The organism is Aeromonas sp. HMWF017 (genome assembly GCF_003061465.1).
Lineage (GTDB): Bacteria > Pseudomonadota > Gammaproteobacteria > Enterobacterales > Aeromonadaceae > Aeromonas > Aeromonas veronii.
Genome location: NZ_QAJD01000122.1, coordinates 27,634 through 53,334 on the forward strand (window position 1 = coordinate 27,634; position 25,701 = coordinate 53,334).

At 59.1% G+C, this 25,701-nt stretch carries 25 protein-coding genes; 18 read left to right on the forward strand and 7 right to left on the reverse strand.

Translation table 11 applies throughout. The features are described 5' to 3' along the window. Positions 1-218: LysR family transcriptional regulator (locus DBR30_RS22135; protein ID WP_258224415.1), on the reverse strand; the 218-nt coding region annotated here is incomplete at its 3' end. 115 nt (positions 219-333) lie between these two features. Between DBR30_RS22135 and DBR30_RS11885 the strand changes: the two genes are divergently transcribed. The 6 genes from DBR30_RS11885 to DBR30_RS11910 all read left to right on the forward strand — a co-directional run bounded on the left by DBR30_RS11885 (position 334) and on the right by DBR30_RS11910 (position 6,644). After that, positions 334-1,386 (forward strand): agmatine deiminase family protein, encoded by a 1,053-nt coding sequence (locus tag DBR30_RS11885; RefSeq protein ID WP_108539400.1) that lies wholly within the window; start codon positions 334-336, stop codon positions 1,384-1,386. A gap of 4 nt (positions 1,387-1,390) precedes the next feature. Then, positions 1,391-2,305: an N-carbamoylputrescine amidase gene (gene aguB, locus DBR30_RS11890; protein ID WP_108539403.1), complete on the forward strand. Its 915-nt coding sequence runs from the start codon at positions 1,391-1,393 to the stop codon at positions 2,303-2,305. Beyond that, positions 2,302-3,420 (forward strand): extracellular solute-binding protein, encoded by a 1,119-nt coding sequence (locus DBR30_RS11895; RefSeq protein ID WP_258224412.1) that lies wholly within the window; start codon positions 2,302-2,304, stop codon positions 3,418-3,420. The genes aguB and DBR30_RS11895 overlap by 4 nt, the downstream gene beginning before the upstream one ends. Before the next feature lie 17 nt (positions 3,421-3,437). Next, on the forward strand, positions 3,438-4,574 hold the full coding sequence (locus DBR30_RS11900; RefSeq protein WP_108539406.1) for an agmatine deiminase family protein: 1,137 nt from the start codon (positions 3,438-3,440) through the stop codon (positions 4,572-4,574). 403 nt (positions 4,575-4,977) lie between these two features. Further along, entirely contained in the window at positions 4,978-5,985 is a 1,008-nt protein-coding gene (locus tag DBR30_RS11905) for a DUF4062 domain-containing protein (RefSeq protein WP_108539409.1), read from the forward strand. 77 nt (positions 5,986-6,062) lie between these two features. Then, a complete protein-coding gene (locus DBR30_RS11910) occupies positions 6,063-6,644 on the forward strand; it encodes a cold shock domain-containing protein (protein ID WP_108539411.1) in 582 nt (193 codons plus the stop codon). Positions 6,645-6,956: 312 nt separating this feature from the next. Here the strand turns inward: DBR30_RS11910 and ydiK are convergent, their stop codons facing one another. Continuing rightward, positions 6,957-8,042 carry an AI-2E family transporter YdiK gene (gene ydiK, locus DBR30_RS11915; RefSeq protein ID WP_181363561.1) on the reverse strand — a complete coding sequence of 362 codons (1,086 nt, stop codon included), beginning with the start codon at positions 8,040-8,042 and terminating at the stop codon, positions 6,957-6,959. After that, positions 8,039-9,427, reverse strand: a complete 1,389-nt coding sequence (locus DBR30_RS11920; RefSeq protein ID WP_108539414.1) for a phosphatase PAP2 family protein — start codon at positions 9,425-9,427, stop codon at positions 8,039-8,041. Before DBR30_RS11920 ends, ydiK begins: the two co-directional genes overlap by 4 nt. A gap of 185 nt (positions 9,428-9,612) precedes the next feature. On the opposite strand from DBR30_RS11920, the gene DBR30_RS11925 reads away from it, so the two are divergent. The 9 genes from DBR30_RS11925 (at position 9,613) to DBR30_RS11965 (ending at position 17,746) form a co-directional block, all read left to right on the forward strand. Then, the gene (locus DBR30_RS11925) at positions 9,613-9,993 is read left to right on the forward strand and encodes a hypothetical protein (protein WP_005340143.1); all 381 of its coding nucleotides are present in this window, start codon (positions 9,613-9,615) and stop codon (positions 9,991-9,993) included. Positions 9,994-10,248: 255 nt separating this feature from the next. Beyond that, entirely contained in the window at positions 10,249-10,647 is a 399-nt protein-coding gene (gene hslR, locus DBR30_RS11930) for a ribosome-associated heat shock protein Hsp15 (protein WP_005340141.1), read from the forward strand. A gap of 77 nt (positions 10,648-10,724) precedes the next feature. Further along, positions 10,725-11,609 carry an Hsp33 family molecular chaperone HslO gene (gene hslO, locus DBR30_RS11935; protein WP_181363562.1) on the forward strand — a complete coding sequence of 295 codons (885 nt, stop codon included), beginning with the start codon at positions 10,725-10,727 and terminating at the stop codon, positions 11,607-11,609. Positions 11,610-11,758: 149 nt separating this feature from the next. After that, positions 11,759-13,384: a phosphoenolpyruvate carboxykinase (ATP) gene (gene pckA / locus DBR30_RS11940; protein WP_005340139.1), complete on the forward strand. Its 1,626-nt coding sequence runs from the start codon at positions 11,759-11,761 to the stop codon at positions 13,382-13,384. A gap of 193 nt (positions 13,385-13,577) precedes the next feature. Beyond that, the gene (locus DBR30_RS11945; protein WP_005340138.1) at positions 13,578-14,243 is read left to right on the forward strand and encodes a GntR family transcriptional regulator; all 666 of its coding nucleotides are present in this window, start codon (positions 13,578-13,580) and stop codon (positions 14,241-14,243) included. 33 nt (positions 14,244-14,276) lie between these two features. Then, a complete protein-coding gene (locus DBR30_RS11950) occupies positions 14,277-16,079 on the forward strand; it encodes an aminopeptidase P family protein (RefSeq protein WP_108588360.1) in 1,803 nt (600 codons plus the stop codon). Positions 16,080-16,166: 87 nt separating this feature from the next. After that, a complete protein-coding gene (locus tag DBR30_RS11955) occupies positions 16,167-16,571 on the forward strand; it encodes a nitrous oxide-stimulated promoter family protein (RefSeq protein ID WP_005356534.1) in 405 nt (134 codons plus the stop codon). 112 nt (positions 16,572-16,683) lie between these two features. Beyond that, complete coding sequence (locus tag DBR30_RS11960) at positions 16,684-17,181, forward strand: GNAT family N-acetyltransferase (protein ID WP_108539533.1); 498 nt, start codon at positions 16,684-16,686, stop codon at positions 17,179-17,181. 97 nt (positions 17,182-17,278) lie between these two features. Further along, positions 17,279-17,746 carry a glycine zipper 2TM domain-containing protein gene (locus DBR30_RS11965; RefSeq protein ID WP_005340126.1) on the forward strand — a complete coding sequence of 156 codons (468 nt, stop codon included), beginning with the start codon at positions 17,279-17,281 and terminating at the stop codon, positions 17,744-17,746. Positions 17,747-17,828: 82 nt separating this feature from the next. On the opposite strand, the gene amt is transcribed toward DBR30_RS11965, so the two are convergent. After that, positions 17,829-19,256 (reverse strand): ammonium transporter, encoded by a 1,428-nt coding sequence (gene amt / locus DBR30_RS11970; RefSeq protein WP_108539536.1) that lies wholly within the window; start codon positions 19,254-19,256, stop codon positions 17,829-17,831. Positions 19,257-19,761: 505 nt separating this feature from the next. On the opposite strand from amt, the gene DBR30_RS11975 reads away from it, so the two are divergent. Then, positions 19,762-20,685 (forward strand): GGDEF domain-containing protein, encoded by a 924-nt coding sequence (locus DBR30_RS11975; protein WP_108539539.1) that lies wholly within the window; start codon positions 19,762-19,764, stop codon positions 20,683-20,685. A gap of 90 nt (positions 20,686-20,775) precedes the next feature. On the opposite strand, the gene DBR30_RS11980 is transcribed toward DBR30_RS11975, so the two are convergent. Further along, complete coding sequence (locus DBR30_RS11980; RefSeq protein ID WP_108539557.1) at positions 20,776-21,399, reverse strand: outer membrane beta-barrel protein; 624 nt, start codon at positions 21,397-21,399, stop codon at positions 20,776-20,778. 250 nt (positions 21,400-21,649) lie between these two features. Between DBR30_RS11980 and DBR30_RS11985 the strand changes: the two genes are divergently transcribed. Beyond that, positions 21,650-22,288, forward strand: coding sequence for an exopolysaccharide biosynthesis protein (locus DBR30_RS11985; protein ID WP_181363563.1), 639 nt, complete (start codon positions 21,650-21,652; stop codon positions 22,286-22,288). Between the two features lie 66 nt (positions 22,289-22,354). On the opposite strand, the gene DBR30_RS11990 is transcribed toward DBR30_RS11985, so the two are convergent. After that, positions 22,355-23,629: an amino acid permease gene (locus DBR30_RS11990; protein ID WP_108539545.1), complete on the reverse strand. Its 1,275-nt coding sequence runs from the start codon at positions 23,627-23,629 to the stop codon at positions 22,355-22,357. Positions 23,630-24,100: 471 nt separating this feature from the next. After that, complete coding sequence (locus DBR30_RS11995; RefSeq protein ID WP_108539548.1) at positions 24,101-24,991, reverse strand: sensor domain-containing diguanylate cyclase; 891 nt, start codon at positions 24,989-24,991, stop codon at positions 24,101-24,103. A gap of 348 nt (positions 24,992-25,339) precedes the next feature. On the opposite strand from DBR30_RS11995, the gene DBR30_RS12000 reads away from it, so the two are divergent. Then, a complete protein-coding gene (locus DBR30_RS12000) occupies positions 25,340-25,657 on the forward strand; it encodes a DUF6968 family protein (protein ID WP_108539551.1) in 318 nt (105 codons plus the stop codon). Positions 25,658-25,701 lie beyond the last annotated feature (44 nt).

Below are 25,701 nucleotides of genomic sequence, written 5' to 3' on the forward strand. Positions count from 1 at the left end.
GTCTCCAGCAGATCCTGCCCCGCATCGGTCAGCGCAACCGAACGCCCCTGCCGATGAAACAGCGGCTGGCCGAGCAGCTCCTCCAGCGAGCGGATCTGCTGGCTGATGGCGGACTGGGTCAGGTGCAGCTCCTGCGCCGCCTGATGAAAACTGCCGAGTCTGGCCGCCGCCTCAAAGCCCCGCAGCACGTTGAGCGGGGGCCACTGCTTGAACACCATTGATTAGCTCCACTTATCACTTTTACCGAAAATTGATCGTTTGTTCGCCATCACCTGCGGGAATAGTCTATTCCCATTGTCAGCAATCTTAATAGTAACTAATCAGGGTGGTGATATGCGGGAGCAGGGAATTGTGGCAAAGGGCTGGTTTATGCCCGCCGAATGGTGTCAGCACGCAGCGACCTGGATGGTCTGGCCCCACAACAAGGCGCTGTGGGAGTCAGGTTGGGGCGTCACCCTCACCGGCGTGCAGCAGGACTTCGCCCGGGTGGTCAATACCATTGTCCGGTTCGAGCCGGTCAAGCTGGTGGTAGACCCTTCCGCGCTGGCCGAGGCGCGCGCGCTCTGTGACGAGCGGGTCACCCTTGTCCCCATTGCGGTAGATGACAGCTGGTGCCGCGACTCCGGCCCCACCTTTATCTGCCACCCCGAACTGGGCAGCGCCGGGGTGAGCTGGCGCTTCAACGCCTGGGGCGGCAAATCGGCCCACCCGCTCGACGAAGGGCTGGCCCGCAGCATCCTCAATAGCCTGGAGCTCGATACCATCGGCAGCTTTCTGGCCAACGAAGGGGGCGCCATCCATGTGGACGGCGAAGGCACCCTGATCACCACCGAATCGGTGCTGCTCAACAGCAATCGCAACCCGGGGATCAGCAAGGGCGAGATCGAGCAAATCTTCAGCCGCCTGCTCGGCATCGAGAAGACCATCTGGCTGCCGGGAGATCCCGACCACGTCACCGGCGACATGACCGATGGCCATGTGGACGGAGTCTGTGCCTTCAGTCGCCCCGGCCAGCTGCTGGTGGACGCCACCCGCGATACCAGCTCGACCTATGCCCGTATCGTCAGGGAGAACCGCCGCGCCCTGATGCTGGCCACCGATGCCAGAGGGCGCACGTTCGAGCTGCAGGAGCTCTACGAGGCCAGCGAGGCCATCGATGCAGAGGCCGAGGTCTTTTGTGCCTCCTACACCAACTTCTACATCGCCAACGGCGCCATCATCATGCCCGCCTATGGCGTGGCCAGCGACCGGGAGGCGGCAGCAGTTCTGCAGCGCGCCTTCCCGCAGCGAGAGGTGGTACCGGTGCAGATCAACCAGCTGGCACACGGCGGCGGCGGTATCCACTGCATCACCCAGCAACAGCCAGCATGGCCGGTACGAGGATAAGAGGATGAGCAACATCACCGTCGCAACCACCCAGTTTGCCTGCAGCTGGGATCTGCCGCGCAATCTCGACATGGCGGAGAGTCTGGTGCGGGAAGCCGCCGCCAAAGGGGCGGGCCTTATCCTGCTGCAAGAGCTGTTTGCGACTCCTTACTTCTGTATCGAGCAGCAACACGGCCATCTGGCGCTGGCCGAGTCGTTCGAACAGAGCCGGGTGCTGCGCCGCTTCTCGGCGCTGGCCCGGGAGCTGGGCGTTGTGCTGCCCATCAGCTGGTTCGAACGGGCCGGTAACGCCTTCTTCAACTCGCTGGCACTGGCGGATGCCGACGGCAAGCTGCTGGGGGTCTATCGCAAGACCCATATTCCCAATGCCATCGGCTATCAGGAGAAGGAGTACTTCAGCCCCGGCGATACCGGCTTTCGGGTCTGGGAGTGCGCCGCAGGGCGGATCGGCATCGGCATCTGCTGGGATCAATGGTTCCCCGAGGCGGCGCGCAGCATGGCCCTGCAGGGGGCTGAACTGCTGCTCTATCCCACCGCCATCGGCTCGGAGCCGGGGGCGGCCCATCTCGACTCCCGCGATCATTGGCAGCTGACCCAGCGCGGCCATGCCGCCGCCAACATCCTGCCGGTGATAGCCGCCAACCGAATTGGCAACGAGGTGGCCACCACGGATCCCGACCTGCAGATGACGTTCTACGGATCCTCGTTCATCACCGACCACAAGGGGGCGCTGCTCGCCGAGGCGGACAGAACCACCCCGGGCGTGCTGGTGCAGGAGCTGGATCTCGCGGCCATGGCAGAAGAGCGCATGAGTTGGGGCATCTATCGGGATCGCCGCCCCGAGATGTATGGCGCCTTGCTGAGTCTGGATGGACACCAGAGCCGAATGACGGGCAACAACAAAGGAGTCCGGACATGACACGCAAATTATCCCCCACGCTGGCCCTGCTCACGGCCATGTTGTGCAACGGCACCGCCATTGCGGCAGAAGCACTCGATCAAGAGCAATCGGCTGAAAAAGTGCTGCGCCTCTACAACTGGGCCGACTATTTCGCCCCCGATACCCTCAGTGCCTTTACCAAAGAGACCGGGATCCGGGTCATCTATGACGTCATGGACAGCAGCGAAACCCTGGAAGCCAAGCTGATGGCCGGTCGCAGCGGCTATGACCTGATCTTCCCCGGCGATACGGTAGCGGAACGACTGATGCGCGCTGGCAGCCTGCAACCGCTCGACAAGAGCAAATTGCAGCATCTGGCCGACATAGAGCCGGGCTTGCTGCGGATCCAGCAAGCCTATCCCCATTCACGGGGTGCGGTGGTGCCCTACACCTGGGGCACCATAGGGCTCACCTACAACGCCGGGATGATCAAGCAGAGGATGTCGGATGCTCCGGTCAACAGTCTCGACATGTTGTTCAAGCCCAAGCTGGCGGCAAAGTTTGCTGACTGCGGCATCTCCATCATCGACTCCCCCGACGAGGTGCTGGCGGTGGCGCTGAACTATCTGGGGCGTGAACCCCGCAGTGGCAAAGCCGAGGATCTGGATGCCGCACTGGCGCTGCTCAAGGGGCTCAAGCCCTATATCCGCAAATTCCAGTCCCAGCCGGTAACCCAGCTGGTCAACGGCGATCTCTGCCTCTCACTCGGTTATAGCGGTGACATGACACAAGCCAGCCGCAGCGCCGCCGAGGCTGGCAAGAAGGATCAATTCGAGTACCGTTTGCCCAAGGAAGGGAGCACTATCTGGATGGATACCATGGCGATCCCGGCGGATGCCGCCCATCCTGAATACGCCTACGCCTTTATCAATTTCGTGATGCGCCCGGCCAACATGGCGGCCATCAGCAACAGCACCGGTTATCCCACTGCCAGTGCCAAAGCGAAATCCATGGTTGATGCGACCATGACCGGCAACCCGGATATCTATCTGGATGACGCCACCTATCAGCGGCTCATCCCGGGCCAGGATATCGCGCAATCCGCCATGCGAGCGCGCATGCGGGCCTGGACTCGCTTCAAGAGCAGCCTCTGAATCATAAGGAGTTTTTCATGCCATCCCGACGCAACGTATTGAAACAGCTGGCGGCCATCGGCGTTCTGGCCGGGCTCGGCAACCTGCCGGGCAAGGCACACGCGGCCAGCAGCAATGCCGATGAGAATGCAACCAGCGCCAGCGGCGAGCAGTTCCATATGCCCGATGAGGCTGGCCCTCAGGCGCAAGTCTGGGTCGCCTTTGCCGCCAGCGCCGATATCTGGGGCCGCGACTACAAAGAGGTGCAGGCCACCATAGGGCGGCTGGTTAACGCCATGACCCCTTACACCAAGGTGAGTGTGATCTGCCGCGAAGAGGAGGAGGCGCTGGCCCGCCAACTCTGTGGCGAGCAGAACACCCGCTTTATCGTCGCCGAGCTGGACGATATCTGGCTGCGCGATACCGGCGGGGTCTTCGTCGAGAACGGCGAAGGGGAGCTGGGGCTGGTGGATTTCAACTTCAACGGCTGGGGCGACAAGCAGGAGCACGAACAGGATGCGGGGGTGGCCGAGCTGGTCAGCAAGCAGGCGGATGCTCACTATCTGCAGAGCAAGCTGACTGGCGAGGGGGGCGGCATCGAGGTGGATGGCAACGGCACCGGCATCATGACCGAGAGCTGCTGGCTCAACAGCAACCGCAATCCGGGGGTGAGCAAGGCGCAACTGGAGGCGGAGCTGAAAGCCAATCTGGGGCTGCGCAAAATCATCTGGCTGCCGGGCATCAAGGGCAAGGACATCACAGATGCCCACGTCGACTTCTACGCCCGCTTTGTCCGCCCCGGGGTGGTGGTGGTCAATATGGACAACGATCCGGAATCCCACGACTACGAGGTGACCCGCCAGCATATGGCCATCCTCAAACAGGCCACCGATGCGGACGGCAACAAGCTGGAGCTGCATGTGTTGCCGCCCCCGCTCGATGTGCGGGACAACCGCTTTAGCCGCAGCCGCGACTTTGCCGCCGGTTATATCAACTATCTGCCGATCAATGGTGCGGTGATCGCCCCCGAGTTTGGCGACAAGGCCGCCGACCGCTACTGCCACGATCTGCTGGCCAGGCTCTACCCCGGCCGCCAAATCGTGCAGATCAATATTGATCCGGTCGCCGCCGGTGGCGGCGGCATTCACTGCATCACCCTCCACCAACCTGCTTGACCCTCCCCTACTGACCGATAACCCGGGGCGTTGCCACGCCCCGGGTTATTTGTCTCCGCCCATTTCTGTTGACCACAAGCCCCTGAACCAGCCGCCGTTCCGCATCTTGGCCAGCTATCTCATATGGCGTGTCACCTTGATCACACTCCCGAGTTATTCAAGACGCGGAAACTGGATGGCACTTTCCATTGCCGCCCCAGAAGTGTATTTTTGCCAAATGGCCAAAAATAGAGCCAAAGGAAGACGCTTGGCGAATGCGTTCAGCACCATAGATTGGTCGGAAATATTGTGATTTAAATGAATTTTTCCGAGGTATTCAAGGCGAACCTGAGTTATATGGAAGGCTCTATTAACGAATTAGTATCGCCTTCCATCTAATCACTGATAAGTGTAAAAGGGAATCATGGAAAAACGTTACCAAGTATTCGTAAGTTCCACTTATGTAGATCTGCAAGATGAGCGTCAGCAAGTTTTGCAGGCACTTATGGAAATGGATTGCATCCCCGCCGGGATGGAACTGTTCCCTGCTGCAGATCAGGAACAATGGGAATTTATTAAACGGATAATTGATGATTGTGATTACTACTTACTGATAATAGGAGGCAAGTATGGCTCATTATCCAGCGAGGGCATTAGTTATACTGAAATGGAGTATGACTACGCAGTGGAACAAGGATTAAAAATTGTCGCACTGCTTCATGACGACCCCGATAACCTTCCTGGCAAAAAAATAGAAATAGACCCAGAAGCTAGGGAAAAACTGAGTCAATTTAGAGAAAAAGTTTCAACTGGTCGGCTAGTAAAATTTTGGAACCGGGCAGATCAATTGGCAGGCTTAGTAGCACTAAGTATTTCTAAAACAATAAAAATGTATCCCGCTGTTGGGTGGGTAAGAGCAGATCAAGGTAATTCAACAGAGCTTCTTATCCAGCTCAATGAGCTTCGCCAGAAAAACGAAGCACTCCTGTTGGAAAACCAGCAACTAAAGCAGCAGGCAATAATCGACACCGGTGATTATTCTTCTGGCGAAGAATTAATCAAATTAAAAGGTACGTATAAAACTTCTTATAGTGGTGGTTACAAAGTAAGCTGGGAGTATGAGGTAACATGGAATCAAATAATTTCATATATCGGTCCTCATCTGCTTCAACACTTGAATGATGGTTCAGTTAATAGTCAGCTCGCCAAATCTATTCTGAAGGCTAATGGCAAGGATGCAGATTCCTATTACATAACTAAGGTCGAGGAAGAGGTTTTTCAAACAGTTAAGCTGCAATTGATGGCTTTGGGCCTTGTCGAGGTCAAAAGCCTTCAAACCAAGCAAGGAGGCATGGCTTTGTTCTGGATATTAACCCCCAAGGGAAAGAAATGCGTAATAGATGTAAGAACACTCAAAAAAGAAAACACTTAAAAATTAGCTCCAGCGGATGCGCCACAGGCGTGCACCGCTGAGCAAGGCGCTTTATAAAATAAGAAAAAGGAGATATCGTGCAAGGCACTGTAAAATGGTTCAGTTCAGAGAAAGGTTACGGCTTCATTACATCTGAAGACGGAGAAGATCACTACTTCAATGTTCAGAGCATCAATGGTGCATCGCTACCATCAAATGGCGATTCGGTTCAGTTTGAGTCAAAGTCAGGTAATAAAGGCCCAAGAGCAATCAATATCACAATTACTGCGAAAGCCCCCTCGCAAAACACTCGGCTTACTGATGACAGGATCAACTGCCCAAGTTGTGGTAAAAAAATTGTTCCTAGACTCATTACTTATCGAGGCAGCCCAGAAAAATCGGTTTGCCCCTATTGTGCTGCAACAGTAAAAACTTTCAGTCAGTGTTTTATTGCTACTGCGGTTTATGGCGATCCATCGTGTTACCAAGTAAGAGAGTTGCGCAAATATAGAGATGAAAAGCTATTAAGAAGTATCTTGGGTAGAGCCTTTGTGAAGTCCTATTACAAAGTATCACCAGCAATAGCCAACTGGTTAATAACTAAACCTGCTTTATCAGGCCAAATACGGGCGGTCCTGAATTTTGCAGTAAAGCACATAACAAACACCACCAGCCCGTAGGTTCGATTAGCCGTAAGGCGTAATCGGACGTTCGCGTAAATTAATTCCCCCGCTATAACGCCCCCCCGTATTCCCCCCTGCCAAATGCCGCTGATTCACAGATACTCTGGGACAGCGGCATCTCGATCGTCCGATTACGCTTCGCTAATCGAACCTACATGAGACTCTAATATGTGGTGAATGCAGGTTGATGCGGATTAGCCAATCTGACGCCATCGCCATAAACCACGATAGCCAAAAATAAAAGAGCCGCCCTTATGGGCGGCTCTTTGTATCAGCGATGGATGGCTGAATCGTCTTGTTACCGAATCATCACTCGGCCTTGGGCGCTTCAACCGCAGCAGCCGCCGGTTGGTCATCTTCCTTGATCCAGGCATCCAGCAGGGTGTAGCCCACCGCCAGCACCACGGGGCCGATAAACAGGCCGATGATCCCCATGGTCAGCAAGCCGCCGATAACCCCCACCAGAATGAGGATCAACGGCAGATTGGCGCCGCGTTTGATCAGGAAGGGACGCAGGAAGTTGTCCATGGTGCCCGCAAACAGTGACCAGACCAGCAGGAAGGTTCCCCATGTGGTGTCGCCGCTCCAGTAGAGGTAGCCGATACAGGCCAGCAGCACCGGGAAGGGGCCGATCTGGGCGACGATCAGCAGGAACATCACCACCACCAGGATCATGGCGTAGGGGATACCGGCAATCAGCAGGCCGACACCGGCCACCGAGGATTGCACCAGCGCGGTCACCACCACCCCCATCGCCACGGCGCGGATCGCCTGTGAGGCGAGCACGGTGGCATTGTCACCCCGTTGCCCTGCCAGCCGGTGGGCGAAGCGGCGAATGCCGGTCGCCACCACTTCACCGGAGTGGTAGAGCAGGCCGCAGATACCGACCGTCAGCAGGAAGTGAACGAACAGCAGCCCCAGATTACCGGCCTGAGAGGCCAGCCAGCGGGCGGTCTGGCCAAAGTAGGGGGCCAGCTTGGCAAACAGCACCTGACCGCCGCTCGCCAGAATTTGCTGCCAGAACTCATAGAGCTTGCCGCCCACCAGCGGGATCTGTTGCAGCCAGAGCAACTCCGGCGGCGGTGAGTGGCTGATACTGGTGCCCAGCTCGATCAGCATGGGCGCCTTCTCCGCCACATTGGCCAGCGTCATAAAGAGCGGGATGACAAACATCAGCAGCAGCACCAGCGTCATAAAGAGGGCCGCCAGCGAACGCTTGCCCCACAACAGCCGCTGCACCATCAACATAAGCGGCCAGGTGGCGATGGTGATCATGGTGGCCCACACCAGCGCAGGCAGGAAGGGCTGCAACACCAAGAAACAGGAGATAATCAGGAGGCTGATAAACAGCACCCCGAGGGTTATCTTGGCCAAATCCACTTTTTTCACATTCATATAGTTCCCTTGTCAGAGCCGTTGCCCTTGGGTCGTGTGTCGCATTTCAAGAAAGAGAGTATCCACCAGAGACCAGCGCTCAACCAGAGCCCCAGCCCGAAAAAGAGCACAAACTGACCAAGCAATATGGTCAGCGAACTGCTGGTCAGCAGCGGCAGCGCCCAGAGTCCCGCCCCGATCACCGCGCCCCCCGCCAGCGTGACTGCACCGGTCAGGATGGGGGGATAACCGCCGCGAGTCAGGGAGCGCAAACCGCCAACCCAGAGCCCGAAGGCCGCCAGGCCGATCCCGGCCAGATGGGCCGACTGGCTCAGGCCAGCGCAAACCAGTGCCGCAGCGATCAGCAAACCCCAAGCAGAAGCGCGCTGATCCAACCGCCAGTATGGGCGAACCGCCAGCAGCAAGGCTCCAATCAGCAGCCCCGCCGCCACATCGGAGATAAAGTGCACCCCGAGCCAGACCCGCGCCAGACCTGTGGTGAGCGCCAGCAGCAAGGCCAGCGAATAGGCCAGCCCGCGCCGGGCAGGCCAGAGCCAGCCAAGCAGCGCCCCCCAGAACAGCAGGGCCGAGGCGGTGTGGCCGCTCGGCATGCCAAAGCCCTGGGCGCTCTGGGTTGCCAGCAGAGGTTGCAGATGGAAGGGGCGCGGCCAGCCGATCCCCTCCTTGCTTGCCTGCACCAGCAGCCCGAGCCAGAGCATGGCGAACAGCAACTGGCGCAGCCGCGGCCACCCCAGCAGCGGGAGCAGCAAAGGTATCAGGGCAAGCTGAAAGCCGCCTGAACCAAACAGATTGCTGACCGATAGCCACCAGACATCGGGCCCCAGCCACTGCTGCAGCCGCAGCATCAGCGGGATTTCGGCCTGATGCAGCCCATTGCCCTGCGCCACGAAATCGGCCTGCCAGTGCACCTCGCTCTCGGGCACCTTATCCAGTCGGGATTGCAGCCAGTCGAGCTGATCCGGGAAGCGGCGCTGCTCGCGGGGGAGCTTGTCCACCGCGATCAGCCGGGCGTTAAGGATCTCCCCGCCCAGATTGGGGGCCTTCAGGATCGAGACAAACACTGTGCCTTGCTGAGCGACTATCGGTTCCAAGGTACGGCAGGCGAAGATAACCGCCCGCTGCCAGCGGCCCAGCTCCTGCACCACCTCCCCCCGCAAGCCGGTCTCCTCATAAAGTTCGCGCAGCGCCGCCTGCTGCGGGCTCTCGCCGCCAGCAATATAGCCACCGCTCAGGCTGTAGCGGGAGGAGATGCGATCCTGCACCAGCAGCAGTTGATCCTGATGGCGGATGGCGCAGGCGTCTGCCGTCGGTGCCGCCGGTTCGGCACTCAGGGCTGGCAGAGCGGCAAACAGCGCCAGCAAGAGTAAAAAGAGGGTTCTCGACATCAATTTGCTTTCCCTATGCACAATGGCGACAAGCCTCCCAGAAATCAGATAGTTGGGCAACGGTGGCGGCGGGAGCGCCGCCGCTCCCGCCGCGCTGGCGGTGCACGGAAGATTGCGATGAAGCAGGGCACTCCCTACTATTGGCGGCTATCTTCAATTTCATGCAGCAAACGCTGGAGCCCTCCATGAGACAGTTCGGCTTTTTCCTCGGCATCGCCATCGGTGTCATTTTGATCCTGTTCGGCAGCATCGTCATCTTCCAGGCGCTCCCTGCCGCACTGGATGTACTGGAGATGCCAAGCCGCATCCCGTTCGTGCGCGAGGTCTACACCTGGCTGATGACCAGCGCCAACGGCCTGACCGCCCAGCTGGAGCAGAACTTCCTGGAAGCGTTCCAGACCGTGCTCAAGCTGATCCTGCTCATCACTTTCATGTGGGTCTGCGTCAAGCTGGTCAACATGGGGGTGCTGATTATCCGCGCCGGGGTTGATCTCATCCGCACCGCCATCGCCCACAGCGAAGGCCCCCACGACCAGAAGAAGCCGGATCAGCACGATCACTTCTGACTCTGACATGGTCGATGGATGTGAACGCTGCCGCCCCCAACCGGGGCGGCAGTGTTATATGCGCGGTATGAAGGCCCTTCCCAGCCCCCATGAATACCCGATAAAGCAGCGCTTTCCCTTGTGAATCAGCAAACTGCCCATATGTTGCATCACCTTGACATGGTTTGCGCCCCGCGCGGCGGCGGCCCGGTTTCTATCCCGACCCCGTGCTCTGGTATAATCGACCACCTCTTTTCCCCGTTATGGAGCCTGTTCATGCCCAATCATGCAGAAAGTGCCCTCGAGGTTCGTCTCGACAAGTGGTTGTGGGCGGCCCGTTTCTACAAGACCCGCTCCATTGCGCGGGATCAGATAGACGGGGGCAAGGTGCACTACAATGGTCAGCGCAGCAAACCGGGCAAGCAGGTCGAAGTGGGTGCATTGATCCGCTTCTGGCAGGGGCAGGACGAGCGCGAAGTGCGGGTGCTGGCCTTGAGCGAGCAGCGCAAATCGGCTCCACTGGCCCAGCAGCTCTATGAAGAGACCGCCGAGAGCCTGAAAAAACGGGCCGAGAACAGCGAGGCGCGCCGCTTCAACAGCCAGTTTGCCCCCAGCCCCGAGCGCCGCCCCGACAAGCAGGAGCGACGCCAGTTGCTCAAGGTCAAACAGTACTGACCGACCCCGATTTGATACCGGGCTGGCATCAACCCCAGCCCGCCCGATTTACCTCACCGAAAAGCCAGGAATACATGATGAGCAACCAAGATCTGCTGTATCGCTATCTGTTTGAAGAGTACGAAGTGCGTGGCGAGCTGGTCCAGCTGGATCACACCTACCGCCACGTAGTGGAAGCCCAGAACTACCCGGTGCAGGTGCAAAAACTGCTGGGCGAGCTGCTGGTCGCCACCAGCCTGCTGACCGCCACCCTCAAGTTTGAAGGCTCCATCACGGTGCAGCTGCAGGGCGATGGCCCGGTGCGTCTGGCCGTGATCAACGGTGACAACAACCAGCAGCTGCGCGGCGTGGCCCGCTATGAAGGCGAGCTGCCGAGCGATGGCAAGCTGCAGAGCCTGATTGGCAACGGCCAGCTGATCATCACCATCACCCCGGAGCAGGGCGAGCGCTATCAGGGCATCATCGCGCTGGACGCCGATACCCTGGCGGGCTGCCTGGAGCACTACTTCGCCCGCTCCGAACAGCTGGCCACCAAGCTGTGGATCCGCACCGGCGATCACGAAGGTGCGCCGCGTGCTGCCGGCATCATGCTGCAGGAGCTGCCCGCCCAGAGCGAGGATCACAGCAACGATTTCGATCACCTGACCCAGCTCACCAGCACCATCAAGGATGAAGAGCTGTTCGGCCTGCAGGCAGAAGAGATCCTCTACCGTCTCTACCATCAGGACAAGGTGCGGGTGTTCGATCCGCAGGCGGTCGAGTTCCGTTGCACCTGCTCCCGCGAGCGCTGCGAAGGAGCCCTGTTGCAGATAGAAAAGGAAGAGGTGATGGAGATGGTGCAGGAGCTCGGCAAGATCGACATGCACTGTGATTATTGCGGCGCCCAGTACCAATTTAATGGGATCGATGTCGAAACCCTGTTCAGCAGGGCTCCCGGCAATGATGCAAACCAGTTACACTAATTAAAGGCGGGCAAAACCCGCCTTTAACTTTAATAACAAAAAAATACCCTATTTTATAAAGTTTGATGGCGATCGCTAAACTCTACCACCTAAGTGATAGGATGACCGTCAGATAGAACCCTACCAACCTCTGAACCCAGGAGAATACAATGACAATCGTGGCAGAACCCACCCTGGCCCAACAATTAGGACTGGACCAGTACGGCATCAAAAACAGCCAAGAAATCGTTCGCAACCCCTCTTACGAGCAGCTTTTCGCGGAAGAGACACGCCCTGACCTGGAAGGGTTCGAGCGCGGTGTGGTGACCGAGCTGGGCGCCGTCAACGTAAACACCGGTATCTTCACCGGTCGCTCCCCGAAAGATAAATATATCGTCAAAGATGCCACTACCCAGGATACTGTGTGGTGGTCTGACCAGGGTAAAAACGATAACAAAGCCATTACCCCGGAAGTGTGGTCACATCTGAAAGGGCTGGTCACCAAACAGCTCTCCGGCAAGCGCCTGTTTGTAGTCGACGGTTTCTGCGGTGCCAACCCGGATACCCGCCTGGCCGTGCGCATCATCACCGAGGTGGCCTGGCAGGCACACTTCGTGAAAAACATGTTCATCCGCCCGAGTGATGAAGAGCTGAAAACCTTCAAGCCTGACTTCGTGGTGATGAACGGTGCCAAGTGCACCAACCCGAACTGGAAGGAGCAGGGTCTCAACTCCGAGAACTTTGTTGCCTTCAACATGACCGAGAAGATGCAGCTCATCGGTGGCACCTGGTACGGTGGCGAGATGAAGAAGGGCATGTTCTCCATGATGAACTACTTCCTGCCCCTGCGCGGCATTGCCTCCATGCACTGCTCCGCCAACGTGGGTCAGGACGGCGACGTTGCCATCTTCTTCGGCCTCTCCGGCACCGGCAAGACCACCCTCTCCACCGATCCCAAGCGTCAGCTGATCGGCGATGACGAGCATGGCTGGGATGATCACGGCGTGTTCAACTTCGAAGGGGGCTGCTACGCCAAGACCATCAAGCTCTCCGAAGAGGCCGAGCCGGACATCTACCACGCCATCCGTCGCGATGCACTGCTGGAGAACGTGACCGTTGCTGCCGATGGCACCATCGACTTCGATGATGGCTCCAAGACCGAGAACACCCGTGTCTCCTACCCCATCTATCACATCGACAACATCGTCAAGCCGGTCTCCAAGGCTGGTCACGCCACCAAGGTGATCTTCCTGACTGCCGACGCCTTCGGCGTGCTGCCTCCGGTCTCCAAACTGACCAAGGAGCAGACCAAGTACCACTTCCTGTCTGGCTTCACCGCCAAACTGGCCGGTACCGAGCGCGGCATCACAGAGCCGACTCCGACCTTCTCCTCCTGCTTCGGCGCAGCCTTCCTCTCCCTGCACCCGACCAAGTACGGTCAGGAGCTGGTGAAACGGATGGAAGCGGCAGGTGCAGAGGCCTATCTGGTCAACACCGGCTGGAACGGCACCGGCAAGCGCATCTCCATCAAGGATACCCGCGCCATCATCGACGCCATCCTGGATGGCTCCATCGAGAAGGCCGAGACCAAGGTGCTGCCGATCTTCAATCTGGAGATCCCGACCGCGCTGCACGATGTGAACCCGGCGATCCTCGACCCGCGCGACACTTACGCCGACAAGGCCGAGTGGGATGCCAAGGCCGTCGATCTGGCAGGGCGCTTCATCAAGAACTTCGAGCGCTTCACCGATAACGACGAAGGCAAACGTCTGGTTGCGGCAGGCCCGCAGCTGTAACAGGCTCGCTTCGTATCAGTGACATCATGCCGGTCAGCCACGCTGACCGGCATTTTTGTTTTTGTGGAGCCCCGAACGCCGCCATCGGCCCCGTTAAAGGGGCCAAAACCTTGCCTTTGCCCATTGTGACAGGTTAGATTCAGCCAAACTTTATACAATATACAATTCTGTAACGCCCAATCGTGACCCGACCATGACCCCACCCTACAAGACCCGAACCCAGATGGTGATGGAAAACCTCCGTGGCCGGATCCTCCGTGGGGAGTTCCCCGCTGGCGCCCCCTTGCGTCAGGATGCCATCGCCAAAGAGCTGGCAGTGAGCCGCATCCCGGTGCGCGAAGCCCTGATGCAGCTGGAAGCGCAGGGGCTGGTGAAGTTCGAAGCCCATCGCGGCGCCGTGGTCACCATGCTGGACGCCTCGGCCATTGAAGAGCTCTTTTATTTGCGAGCGCTGCTGGAAGCCGATACCCTGTTTCACGCCGTCGACAAGATGACGGAAGCCACCTTCGCGCAAGCGGAGGCGATCCTCGCCCAGTTTGATCACGCCCTGGAGTCAGGCACCCAGATCGAACATTGGGCCGAGTTGAACCACAGCTTTCACGCCACCCTCTATCAGGCAGCCGGTCGCCCCCAGGCACTTGAACTGATCGCCCAGATCAATCTGAGCTGTGACCGCTATGTCCGCTTCGAGCTGCTCTTTGCCAGCGACGGCGTGGACAAGGCGGAGCGTGAACACGCCCAATTGCTGGAACTGTGCCGCGCCCGGCGCAAGCACGAGGCGGTGGTGCTGCTCAGGCAACATATCGAAGCGGCGGGTCAGTCGATCAAGCGGATCCTGGCCAGCGGCCATAAAAACTGAACACTCATATAGCAACCATCTGGCACTAACGACATGAATAATTTCGAGATAATTGAAACCCGCGTCGCCCAAGTCAGGGCCGAGCTGGCCATGCAGGAGTTGGACGCATTTATCGTCCCCCACGATGATGAGCACCTCGGCGAGTACATCCCCGCCTATGCCGAGCGGCTTGACTGGATCACCGGTTTCAACGGCTCTGCCGGCGTCGCCATCATCATGGCCCAGCGAGCAGCCCTCTTTGTCGATGGTCGCTATACGGTGCAGGCGCGGATGCAAACTCCCGCCGAACTGTTCGAATTCCTCCACCTCATTGAAAATCCCCATGTCCAGTGGCTGGCCGAGCAGCTGCCGTCAGGCTCCCGGGTTGGCTTCGATGCCCGCCTGCACAGCCTGACCTGGTACAAGAATGCCAAAGCCGTGCTGGCCGATCGCGGTATCGAGCTGATCCGCGTCGAGCAGAACCCCATCGACCTGAACTGGAGCGATCGCCCGGAGCCGACCAAGAGCCCGGTCATCCTCTACAGCGAGGAGTTGGCGGGCCAGTCCAGCCAGTCCAAACGTGAACAGCTGGCGGCCGACCTGCGCAAGCGCGGGCTGGATGCAGTGCTGCTGACCCAGGCCGAGCCCATCAACTGGCTGCTCAACCTGCGTGGCCGCGATATCGACCGGCTGCCGGTGGTGCTGGGCTTTGCCGTGCTCTACGCCAACACCAGCATGGATTTCTTCGTCGATACCGACAAAATTGACTGCTTCGCCTTTACCCAGCACGTGGGGCAGGATGTCTCCGTCTACCCCATCGACAAGCTGGGCGACGTGTTGAAGCGCATCGGTGAAGATCAGCAGAAGGTGCTGGCCGATCCGGACAGCGCCAACGCCTGGACCCAGCTCGTCATGGAAGAGGCGGGTGCCATTCTGGTGGCTGGCCAAGACCCCACCATGCTGCCGAAAGCGTGCAAGAACGAAATCGAGCTGACCGGTATGCGTGCCGCTCACCTGCGTGATGGTGTGGCCATGACCCGCTTCCTCGCCTGGCTGGATCGGCTGGTCGCCTCCGGCGAGTTTGAGGGGGTGGATGAAGGTACTCTGGCCGATCAGGTGGAAGCGTTCCGCCGCGAGCAGGAGCACTACGTCGAGCCGAGCTTCGATACCATCTCTGCGCTCGGCCCCAACGCCGCCATGTGCCACTACCACCACACCAACGGCACCCCGCGCGCGTTTGGCCAGGACAGCCTCTATCTGCTGGACTCCGGCGCCCAGTATATGGATGGCACCACCGACATCACCCGCACCATCAAGGTGGGTGAGGTGAGCGAAGAGCAAAAGGCGATGTTTACCCGGGTTCTGCAGGGTCATATCGCGCTGGATCAGGCCCGCTTCCCCCGTGGCACCGCCGGTATCCAGCTCGACGTGCTGGCCCGCATGCCGCTGTGGCAAGCCGGTTACAACTACGACCACGGCACCGGCCACGGCGTCGGCCACTTCCTGAGTGTCCACGAAGGGCCCCAGCGCATCGCGCCGAAAGGGAGCATGGTCGCCCTGCAACCGGGCATGGTGCTCTCCAACGAGCCGGGCTACTACCGTGAAGATGGCTTTGGCATCCGTTGCGAGAACCTGGTAGTCGTGACCGAGCTGGAACAAGTTGGCGAGCTGCCGATGCTGGGCTTCGAGCGCCTGACCTACGTGCCGTTCGATACCCGCCTGATCGACCGCAGCCTGCTGAGCCCGGCCGAATTCCGCTGGATCAACGAATACCATGTCGAGGTGTTCCGCCGCCTGAGCCCGCTGCTCGAGGGCGAGGATCTCGCCTGGCTGGAGCAGGCAACCAGCCTCATCTGATGACACAGGGCCTGCGGGCCCTGTTTTTTATCCCCCCTTTTGACCTGTATCAACACCCAAAGCGAGCAGGTCAGGAGAATGGCGGCCATGAAAAGTCATCATGCCAGCCCAGCCCGGGGCTCACACGCCGCAGCCAGCAAAAAGGCGAGTGACCATCCCAGACTCATGCGCGAGCAGCAGACGGTCAGCGCCATGATCCGCCTCTACTGCCAGCACCATCATCAGGATCCCCATTGCCGCCACTGTCGCCAGTTGCGGGATTTCGCCCATCAGCGCCTTCGTCGCTGCCGTTATGGCCACGGCCACAAACCCACCTGTGCCAACTGCAATATCCACTGCTACGCACCGGCGATGCGCAAACAGATCCAGCAGGTGATGAAGTGGAGCGGCCCGCGCATGTTGCTGCGCCACCCCTGGCTCACCCTTCGCCATCTGCTCGACGGCTTGCGCAAGGCTCCCAAACTGCCCCAGAGCCGCCCCCTGCCGCCATAACCGCCAATCCCTTGCATCCGGCAGGGGATGACCACTACCCTATGACTCCTTTTTTGCCGTTGACCCCAAGGTCAGCGGCGTTGCCGATCCGTTTGCTGCCAATGGAGTCCTGATGCACCACAACCCGCCCCTGCTACGCACCGCTACCCACAATGACATGCACGCCATCTGGCAGATCGATGCCAAGGTGTTTGGCGAAGATGTCTATCCCGCCTTCTTCTTCCGTCAGGCGATGGATTTGTGGCCCGAGTTGTTGCTGGTGGCCGAATACGAGGGGCTGCTGGTGGGTTATGTGCTGGGGGGATTCGGTCAGGAGCGGTCGCAAGGCTGGGTGCTCTCGCTGGCGGTGCTGCCCGAGGCGCGCGGTTTTGGTTTGGCCGAGCGAATGATGCGCCAGATGGAGGCCAACCAGCAGGCGCTGCAGATCAGCGAACTGCGGCTCACGGTCGATCCGGCCAATCCGGCCCAGCGCCTCTACTACCGGCTCGGTTACACATTGCAGGCGGAAGTAGCCGACTATTTCGGCCCCGGAGAAGACCGTCTGCTGCTGGTTAAAACCCACTCCGGTACAGCTGCGATTCAAGGACAAAACCGGTTACAGAACGCATAATTGGTTACATTTTGCCGATTTCATGTGTGACGGGGTTGGAGTAAAGTTCACTCATCAACCGGATTGTTCAAATTACGTGCAGCCCAGGAGGCCCACCATGTTGAAGCGTATGACCCTTATTGCCCTGCTGGCAGCGACCACCATCACCGGATGTGCCAACAGTGACGTTTACTCTGGCGATGTTTACACCAAAGACCGCGCCAAACAGGTGCAGACCGTCAGCTACGGTACCATCATCTCCACCCGCCCGGTGAAGATCCAGGCCGATGAGAACTCCCTGATTGGCACCATTGGCGGCGCCGTAGTCGGTGGCCTGCTGGGCAGCACAGTCGGTGGCGGCACCGGACGCGACATCGCAGCCGCAGGCGGCGCCATCGCCGGTGCAGCGGCAGGCAACGCCATCGGCAACAAGATGAATCAGGTCGACGGCGTCGAGCTGGAGATCAAGAAAGAGAACGGCGAAGCCATCGTGGTCGTGCAGAAAGCCAGCCCCACCTTCACCCCGGGTGCTCGCGTGCGCATGACCCAGGGCAATGGCAGCATCAACGTGGCCGTCGTGAACTAAGAGTGTGAACTCAGGCTTTGCAGCTTTAGAGTCATAAAAAAACCGCCGGTTCCGGCGGTTTTTTGTTGTCTGACGTTCGGGATTACATGCTGTAAGCCTTCTCGCCGTGGGAGGTAACATCCAGCCCTTCCCGCTCGGCATCGCCGTTCACCCGCAGACCCACCAGCATGTCGACCGCCTTGAAGGCAATCGCCGCTACGGCTCCTGACCAGAGCAGGGTGACACCGACCCCGATAGCCTGGATCTTCACCTGAGTCAGGATGGAGTAGCCCTCGGCAACCTGATTGGTGACATAATCCCACACCCCGGTGCCGCCCAGATCCGGGCTGGCAAAGACGCCGGTCAGCAGGGCGCCGAGAATACCACACACCCCGTGTACGCCAAACACGTCCAGACTGTCATCGGCTCCCAACATGCGCTTGAGACCGTGGACACCCCACAGACCCGCCACGCCACTGATAAGGCCCATCACCAGACCACCACCCACACCGACGAAACCGGCTGCTGGGGTGATCACCACCAGACCGGACACCGCACCGGATGCCGCACCCAGCAGGGAGGGACGTCCCTTCATCACCCACTCGGCCAAGGTCCATGAGAGAGCTGCCGCAGCCGGCGCCACCCAGGTGTTGATAAAGGCGAGTGCGGCGATACCGTTGGCTTCCAGCGCGGAGCCCGCGTTGAAACCGAACCAGCCGAACCAGAGCAGGGAGGCGCCGATCATGGTCATGGTCAGGCTGTGGGGGGTCATGGGATCACGACCGTAGCCCAGACGCTTGCCCACCAGATAGGCACCCACCAGACCCGCCACTGCGGCGTTGATGTGCACCACGGTGCCGCCTGCAAAGTCCAGCGCACCATGCTGGAACAGATAACCGGCAGTTGCAGTCGCCGTGGCCGCAGCCTCGGCGCTGGTATAGGCATCCGGACCCGCCCAGTACCACACCATATGAGCCAGCGGGATATAGGCGAAGGTGAACCAGATCACCGAGAAGAGCAGCACGGCAGCGAACTTGATGCGCTCGGCAAACGCCCCCACGATAAGGCCGCAGGTGATGGCGGCAAAGGCCCCCTGGAACACCACATAGATCAGCTCGCTGATCCCGACACCCTTGCTGAAGGTGGCGGCGATGGAGTCAGGGGTCACCCCCTTGAGCAGCACCTTGCTGAAGGAGCCGTAGAAATTGCCCCCCTCGGTAAAGGCCAGCGAATAGCCGTAGATCACCCAGAGCACACAGATGAGGCAGAACAGGGTAAAGACCTGCATCAGCACGCTCAGCATGTTTTTGGCCCGCACCAGACCACCGTAGAAGAGGGCCAGACCGGGGATCGACATCAGGATCACCAGCGCCGCCGAAAGCAGCATCCAGGTGTTGTCACCCTTGTTGATTGTCACGGCGGCAACCGGAGCCACCGCAGCCTGTACCTGAGCGACCTCTTCGGCCCAACTTGGGGTAACCAGCAAGGCAGGCAACATCGTCAGACCCGCCATCATCCATTTTTTGACCATAGAGCACTCTCCTTCCCTGTCGTACCGGTACAAGACCGGCTCCGTTTCCCTGATTGAATCTGTGGCGAACCGCAAGGTGTTGCTGCAACCCGCCAGAATCACACCCGCGCCCTGCACGGGGATGTCTCTTGCCACTTCCTCATCACTGCGTCTGCCATCGATGACCGCAAGAGACCGTCTGACATGTAAAAAGCATAAAGCGGGCCAAAAATTTAAATCCTTTTAAATCATTACATTAGTAAGATCATGTATCATCAATGCACCAATTTGGCGCATGAGCTGCGCTAACCTGCCCAGGGTCGCCCTGTCGCAGGGCAGGCGATACGTCGCGCACCAGAAGTGCGCAAACCCTGAGCCAGCCCACAAGCTGACGTCATCGATATCGCGCGCTGCGGGCCCGCTCGTTTACACTGACAGACCAGCCGTTTCCTGTTATCCGACCACGGCATGCCATTACACAGTCTCTTGTTTGCAACCTGATGGCAGGCCCAATCCGAGGAACACCATGCAGTTCGATCGTCTCGACATCAGCCTCTCCCACTACCGTCATCTCGACCGGGAGCATCGCGCCCACATCGCGCTGCTGGGGATAGTGATGCTGGCCATCATGGCCCTTCATCTGTTGCTGTTGCCCCACTTCCCTTACGAGCGTTTTTACGCCGTCAGCTTTGGCTTCGAGGTGATCAACTGGCTCACCATGCTGTTCCTGTTCTGGGTGGTGCAGTGCGCCCACCTGCCCACCCGCACCTACCGCATGCTCTCCTGCGGTCTGATGTTGTGGATCATGGGGGCCACCGCCGACATCATGGATGAACTGGTGGCGCAGCCACTCTGGCTCGCCATCTATGCCGAGGATCTGCTGCGCTCCAGCGGCATCCTGCTCAGCAGCATCGGTATCCTGAGCACCATGCACCACCTCTTCCACATCAATACCCAGCTCAGACAGCAGGCGTTGTTCGACGATCTGACCCGGCTGCCAAACCGGCGCTACTTTCATCAGCAGCTGTTTCTGGAGCAGGGGACTTGCCACGCCCTCATCCTGCTGGATCTCGATCACTTCAAGCTAATCAATGACAACTACGGCCACGATATCGGGGATCGGGTGTTGCAACAGTTTGGCGAGCTGTTGCAACAGCACTGCCCGCCGGGTGCGCTGGCGGCCCGTGTCGGTGGTGAAGAGTTTGCCCTGCTGCTGCCCGTCACCCACGAAGCCGAGCTGCAGCAACTGGCCAACACCCTGCTCACTGCGACCCGCACCATAGCCCCCGATCCAGCCCATACCATAACGGTCAGTCTGGGAGTGGGGATCCGCGAGCCCAAGGAGCCGGCAGTCTCGCTGTTCAAACGGGTGGATCAGGCGCTTTATGGCGCCAAGGAGGCGGGCAGAAACTGCGCGGTATGGGCGATGCCGACTAACAAGGAGGCATGAAGATCTGCAGGTTGATTGCCGATCACGGCGGAAGATTGCTGCTGAGACAGGGGCCCAATGGCCCCTGTTTTATGGGGAAAATCCCCTCGCCTAAAAGCGGAAGGTAAGACCGATATTGGCCTGCCATTGGGTTACCAGCTCCCCGCGCACCTTGAACACGCACTGCTCCGGGTTGCAGAGAAACTGGTTGTTGTCGTTGACCAGCGAGCCATAACCGCGCACCTCGGCCCGCAGCGCCAGATGCTCGGCGAGGCGCGGTTGCACCCCGAGCGCCAGCGACATGGAAGGGGTCACCTCGCTGTCGTAGGCGGCAAAGCGGGTCACCCCGATCCCGGCGCCGATGTAGGGCGCCATCAGGTTGTCAGAGAGGGTCAGCGCACCGGCAAAGTGCAGGATGTCCACCGTCAGGCGATCCGGCTGGTCGGGAGAGAGGGTGGTGGACTGATGGCTGTAGAGCAGCTCGATCATGCCCGGATCATCCACCTCCTTGCTGATAAAAAGACCCCAGCTACCGGAGCCCTGTCCCTGCAGTGAATCAAACGATGCAGAAAGCGGCACCGGCTGCACCACATCGTCACTCTTCTCGAAGTCGATGGCTGAGCTGTAGCCGACAAACGGCGTCACCTGCCAACCGGATGTGGTCGCGGCCTCGCTACTCCAGGCCTGCCCCAGTGGCAGCAACAGCCCCATCATCACTATCCCGGCTCTCTTCATCATCATCCCCTGCTCCCTGTGTGATTGTGCAGAAAGCATACCAGAGGCGTCCTAGGCCCATCCTAAACGGCGGCTGTACCGGATCACTTTCATCGCGGGATTTCCCTCTCGCCTGAACCCTGCCGCACCGCCCCACTGGCGCCGCTATGCCCCCCTGCCACCATTCATCGACGGTTAACCTCTGCCACGTATGCTGGCGCCAAATCGGGTCATCGGGGCCCGTTATCACTACTCAGAAGGACATCAGGGAATGGTTGCCGCGCAACTTCACGACCCCCAAACCACCCTCGCGGATACCCTGCGGGCCACCGCGCATGCCATCGACGAGAGCCACATCAGCCTGCGCCAGATGCTGGAGCTGGTGGGCGAACAGGGAATGCTGCTGTTTTGCGTGCTGCTCACCGTCCCCTTCCTGCTGCCGGTCTCCATTCCCGGGGTCAGCACCCCGTTTGGCCTGCTGATCCTCTTTATCGGCATCGGCATCACCCTCAATCGGGTGCCTTGGCTGCCCGCCATGCTGATGGAGCGCCGCTTCGCCGCCGACCAGCTCAAGCCGACCCTGCACAAGGGGGCGGATCTGCTGGCCCGGGTCGATCGCGTTATCCGCCCGCGCCTACTGGTGCTGACCGGCAGCAGCACGGTCAACCGCTGCAACGGCCTGCTGATCATGCTGGCTGCCCTGCTGCTGATGCTGCCCCTGGGTGCCATCCCGTTCACCAACGCCATGCCCGCCTGGGCCATCCTGCTGCTGGCCACCGGCATGTTGCAGCGGGATGGTCTGTTTGTCGCCAGCGGCTATCTGCTGGTAAGCGCAACCCTGGTCTGGTTCAGCGTGCTGGCCATCGGCTTGCTGATGGCGGGCCAGAGCGCCAGCGGCCTGCTCGGCTAACCCCGATGCACAGAAAAAGGGCGACCAGATGGTCGCCCTTTTTGATTTGTGCGGGATACCGCCCGGTCAAAGCAGATCGTAGATAAGGGCCGAGATGGCAAGCAGCCCCATCACCAACACAAAAAGGGTACTCGGCCCGCGATAACGCTTGAGTGCGGGCAAGCGATAGATGGAGCAGGCCGGTAGCAGAAACAGGATCACCGCGATCAGCGGGCCACTAACGCGCTCGATGATGTCGAGCACATTGGGGTTCAGATAGGTGATGACGGCGGTCACCATAAACAGGATCACCGATGACACCCGGGCGATGGTTGACTCCTTGAGGGAGAGCCCCAGCCCCTGACAGGCACCGCTCACCATGCTCACCGTCCCCTCGCTCACCCCCATGGAGGTGCCGAGGAAAGATTTGGACATGGCCAGAATGGCGATGAGCGGCCCCACATAGGCGATCAGCGGATTGGAGAACTTGTTCGCCAACGCCGACAGCACCGAGATATTGTCGGTGCGGGCCAGCGCCATCTCTGCCTGACTCAGGCTCATCACGCAGCTCACCACGAAAAAGAGCACGCTGCCGCAAATCAGCATGCTGCTGCACTTGATGATCCGCTTGGCGCGCAGGTCGGCACTCTCCTGACAACGCTTCTTCTGCGCCGCGCTGAAGGAGGAAATAATAGGAGCATGGCTAAAGGAGAACACCATCACCGGCACGATCAGCCAAAGGGATTTCCAGAACGCCGGATCACGCCACTCCACCGCCTGACTCTCGCTGAAGTAGGAGAGGCTCCACTGGGGCAGCAGATAGATGGAGAGGCCAATGAGGAAAGCGACCATGGGCAGCGCCAGCACGCTGATGGCCGACACCACGATCTGCTTGCCCGCCAGCAGCACCAGATGCAGACCCAGCATCACCCCCAGCACCAGCAGACCGCGCGGGATCTCGGCATCCCCCAGCTGGTGCACCACAAAGCTCTGGATCGCGTTGGTGATGGAGATGCTGTAGACCAGAATGATGGGGTAGAAGGCGGTCAGATAGACCAGCATCAGCAGCTTGCCCGCCCGCGCCCCGAAGTGCTCCTCCACCACATGGGTGATATCCCCCTCCTTGTGGGAGCTGGAGAGCACAAAGCGGCTCAACGCCCGATGGGAATAATAAGAGAGCGGAAAAGCCAGCAATAAAATAAACAGCAAAATAACCGGAGAATTACTGCCAACAGTAATAGGGAGAAATAACGTACCGGCACCGACAGCAGTGGCATATAGGCCCATGGTCCATACCGAATCGCTTTTCTCCCATTTCAATTTTGAAACAGGGTTACTCTTTTCAGCAATAGAAACACTCATTGCAATATATACCTTATTAATCTGTCATCATTATTTTTATTGGCCCGAATAACAGGCTGGAGATATGTCGTTGCATATCGCCCTGCACATGAAAAAACAACGCCGCCAGCGGCCAACAGGGCCACCGGAGAGAAACGGAGCTGCCACGCTACCATCGTTGAAATCGCTATCCGGGTCAAGGTTAATAATTCATGACTGTTTGAATCGGAATGTTTCAAAAGACAACAGGATGTATCACATTCGTCACCCAAAACCAGATTCACGCCTGTTTGATAACATACCGATAAAACCTCATGCTGTTGCCCAACAACACAAATAAGACCAGCGATCAGGCCGATAATATTAACACCTTAAGCTGTGGAATATGAGTTAAATAATACGGCCAACTTTTCTACTAATTGACAGTGATGTCAGCCAATTTATTCAGAGTAAAAGCGCAGGCTATTTCCCACAGCGACCGGGGCGGCACTCTCAACCTGCCGGGCAGTGCGCCACCCGGTTGCGGCCTGCCCGCTTGGCCCGATAGAGCCACTCGTCGGCCCGGGTCAGCGCCTGATTGATCTCCTCCTCCGGCTGCACCAGAGTTGTGCCCAGACTGACCGTGATGGCAACCGGATCGGCAGGCAGCGCTTCGACGGCGGCACGGATCTGCTCCGCCATCTGCTGCAAACCGGCTTCATCGATCCGCGGCAGCAGGATCAGAAACTCCTCGCCACCGCTGCGCACAAAGAGGTCATCCGCCCGCAACAGGGCATCGATACAACTACTGAATCGCTGCAAGGCTCGATCTCCCTGCTGATGGCCGTAACGATCGTTGATCTGCTTGAAGTGATCGATGTCGAGCATGATAAGACCGCAGGGCGCCTCCCCTGCCCGCAGCGGCTGACAGTGTTCGAAGAAGAAACGGCGGTTATGGAGGCCAGTCAGCTGGTCGGTTTCACTCTGGCGCAGCAGTCGCTGCTGCAACTCGTACTGGCGGGTGATATTGCGGGTCACCCAGGCCACCGCCCGCTTGCCATCATAGAGGGAGGGCAGCGGCGCAATCTTGCCCTCGAAACGTTGTATCCCTTGCGGCCCAACGGCAGCATTGATCCCCCCCACCTCGGCTGCTGAGAGCTCATACTCCACCACTCGCACCTGACCGCTCGCCAGCGATTCGGCTACCTGCGCCTTGACCCATATGGCCATCTCGGGTGGCAGCACATCGGCCAGCTGCTTGCCCGCCAGCGGATTGCCATCGTGATAGGATTGCTGCTCCATGCCGCCGATATATTCCACGTAATAGCCATCTTCACTGAGGATAAAGACGGGATCTGGCAGCTGGGCCATCACTTCATAAAGCTGGGTTACCGAAAGCGCCACGGAGACTCCTGTACTTCAACGTCAAACAGGGGGGAGATATTCTGCCTCAAGAGGACTCACTCGCCCTCATCGTCAGCGCAGAAAAATCTGCGGCCACAGCCAACAATCCTTTACATCTAGCAGCCCGTCAGCCTCTCGGCCACCACGGGTGGCCAGCGCGTTGCTACTCCCGCCACTGCGCTCGCTCACAGTAGCGAAAGCCCCCTCCCCCGGTCGCGCATATCCCATTGTTTCAACTCACAAGTTCATTTACGCTGGCCGTCCTGAGTCCAGTTTTCACCTCATCAGCCATCAGGGAGCCAGTCACCCGCAACCGCAGGGGCTGTACCACGGAAAAGGAATCGCCAGATGAAAAACGCCATCGTTACCGCCCGCTTCGACGCCATCAGCACCGAAGGGGAACAGCTCGTCCTCAAGATCGCCATCAAGGCCCCCGAGCCGGATCCCAAGTCCGCCAGCGGTGACTGGCGTTGCAAGGTGAAGCTGGCGGGGCTGAGCGACAAGACCTTTATCTACGGCATCGACAGCCTGCAGGCCCTGAGCCTCGCAATCAAGTTTGTCGAAACCGAACTGCGCGCCTTCTCCGATGCGGGCTGGCAATTCTATCTGCCAGGCTGCCCCGATCACCCCATCGACATGAGCGCCTGCTACTTCCCGGCGCTCTAGCCCGGTCCATCCAAGGAGACCAGATGCACGGACCCGATCCCGCC

Coding starts and splice junctions, on each gene's coding strand:
- DBR30_RS11965 (WP_005340126.1), top strand. CDS start 17,279: ATGTTGAAGCGTATGACCCTTATTGCCCTGCTGGCAGCGACCACCATC.
- DBR30_RS11985 (WP_181363563.1), top strand. CDS start 21,650: ATGGTTGCCGCGCAACTTCACGACCCCCAAACCACCCTCGCGGATACC.
- hslO (WP_181363562.1), top strand. CDS start 10,725: ATGAGCAACCAAGATCTGCTGTATCGCTATCTGTTTGAAGAGTACGAA.
- DBR30_RS11955 (WP_005356534.1), top strand. CDS start 16,167: ATGAAAAGTCATCATGCCAGCCCAGCCCGGGGCTCACACGCCGCAGCC.
- DBR30_RS11925 (WP_005340143.1), top strand. CDS start 9,613: ATGAGACAGTTCGGCTTTTTCCTCGGCATCGCCATCGGTGTCATTTTG.
- aguB (WP_108539403.1), top strand. CDS start 1,391: ATGAGCAACATCACCGTCGCAACCACCCAGTTTGCCTGCAGCTGGGAT.
- DBR30_RS11885 (WP_108539400.1), top strand. CDS start 334: ATGCGGGAGCAGGGAATTGTGGCAAAGGGCTGGTTTATGCCCGCCGAA.
- DBR30_RS11920 (WP_108539414.1), bottom strand. CDS start 9,427: ATGTCGAGAACCCTCTTTTTACTCTTGCTGGCGCTGTTTGCCGCTCTG.
- DBR30_RS11945 (WP_005340138.1), top strand. CDS start 13,578: ATGACCCCACCCTACAAGACCCGAACCCAGATGGTGATGGAAAACCTC.
- DBR30_RS11950 (WP_108588360.1), top strand. CDS start 14,277: ATGAATAATTTCGAGATAATTGAAACCCGCGTCGCCCAAGTCAGGGCC.
- DBR30_RS11895 (WP_258224412.1), top strand. CDS start 2,302: ATGACACGCAAATTATCCCCCACGCTGGCCCTGCTCACGGCCATGTTG.
- ydiK (WP_181363561.1), bottom strand. CDS start 8,042: ATGAATGTGAAAAAAGTGGATTTGGCCAAGATAACCCTCGGGGTGCTG.
- amt (WP_108539536.1), bottom strand. CDS start 19,256: ATGGTCAAAAAATGGATGATGGCGGGTCTGACGATGTTGCCTGCCTTG.
- hslR (WP_005340141.1), top strand. CDS start 10,249: ATGCCCAATCATGCAGAAAGTGCCCTCGAGGTTCGTCTCGACAAGTGG.
- DBR30_RS11900 (WP_108539406.1), top strand. CDS start 3,438: ATGCCATCCCGACGCAACGTATTGAAACAGCTGGCGGCCATCGGCGTT.
- pckA (WP_005340139.1), top strand. CDS start 11,759: ATGACAATCGTGGCAGAACCCACCCTGGCCCAACAATTAGGACTGGAC.
- DBR30_RS11905 (WP_108539409.1), top strand. CDS start 4,978: ATGGAAAAACGTTACCAAGTATTCGTAAGTTCCACTTATGTAGATCTG.
- DBR30_RS11975 (WP_108539539.1), top strand. CDS start 19,762: ATGCAGTTCGATCGTCTCGACATCAGCCTCTCCCACTACCGTCATCTC.
- DBR30_RS11960 (WP_108539533.1), top strand. CDS start 16,684: ATGCACCACAACCCGCCCCTGCTACGCACCGCTACCCACAATGACATG.
- DBR30_RS11980 (WP_108539557.1), bottom strand. CDS start 21,399: ATGAAGAGAGCCGGGATAGTGATGATGGGGCTGTTGCTGCCACTGGGG.
- DBR30_RS12000 (WP_108539551.1), top strand. CDS start 25,340: ATGAAAAACGCCATCGTTACCGCCCGCTTCGACGCCATCAGCACCGAA.
- DBR30_RS11990 (WP_108539545.1), bottom strand. CDS start 23,629: ATGAGTGTTTCTATTGCTGAAAAGAGTAACCCTGTTTCAAAATTGAAA.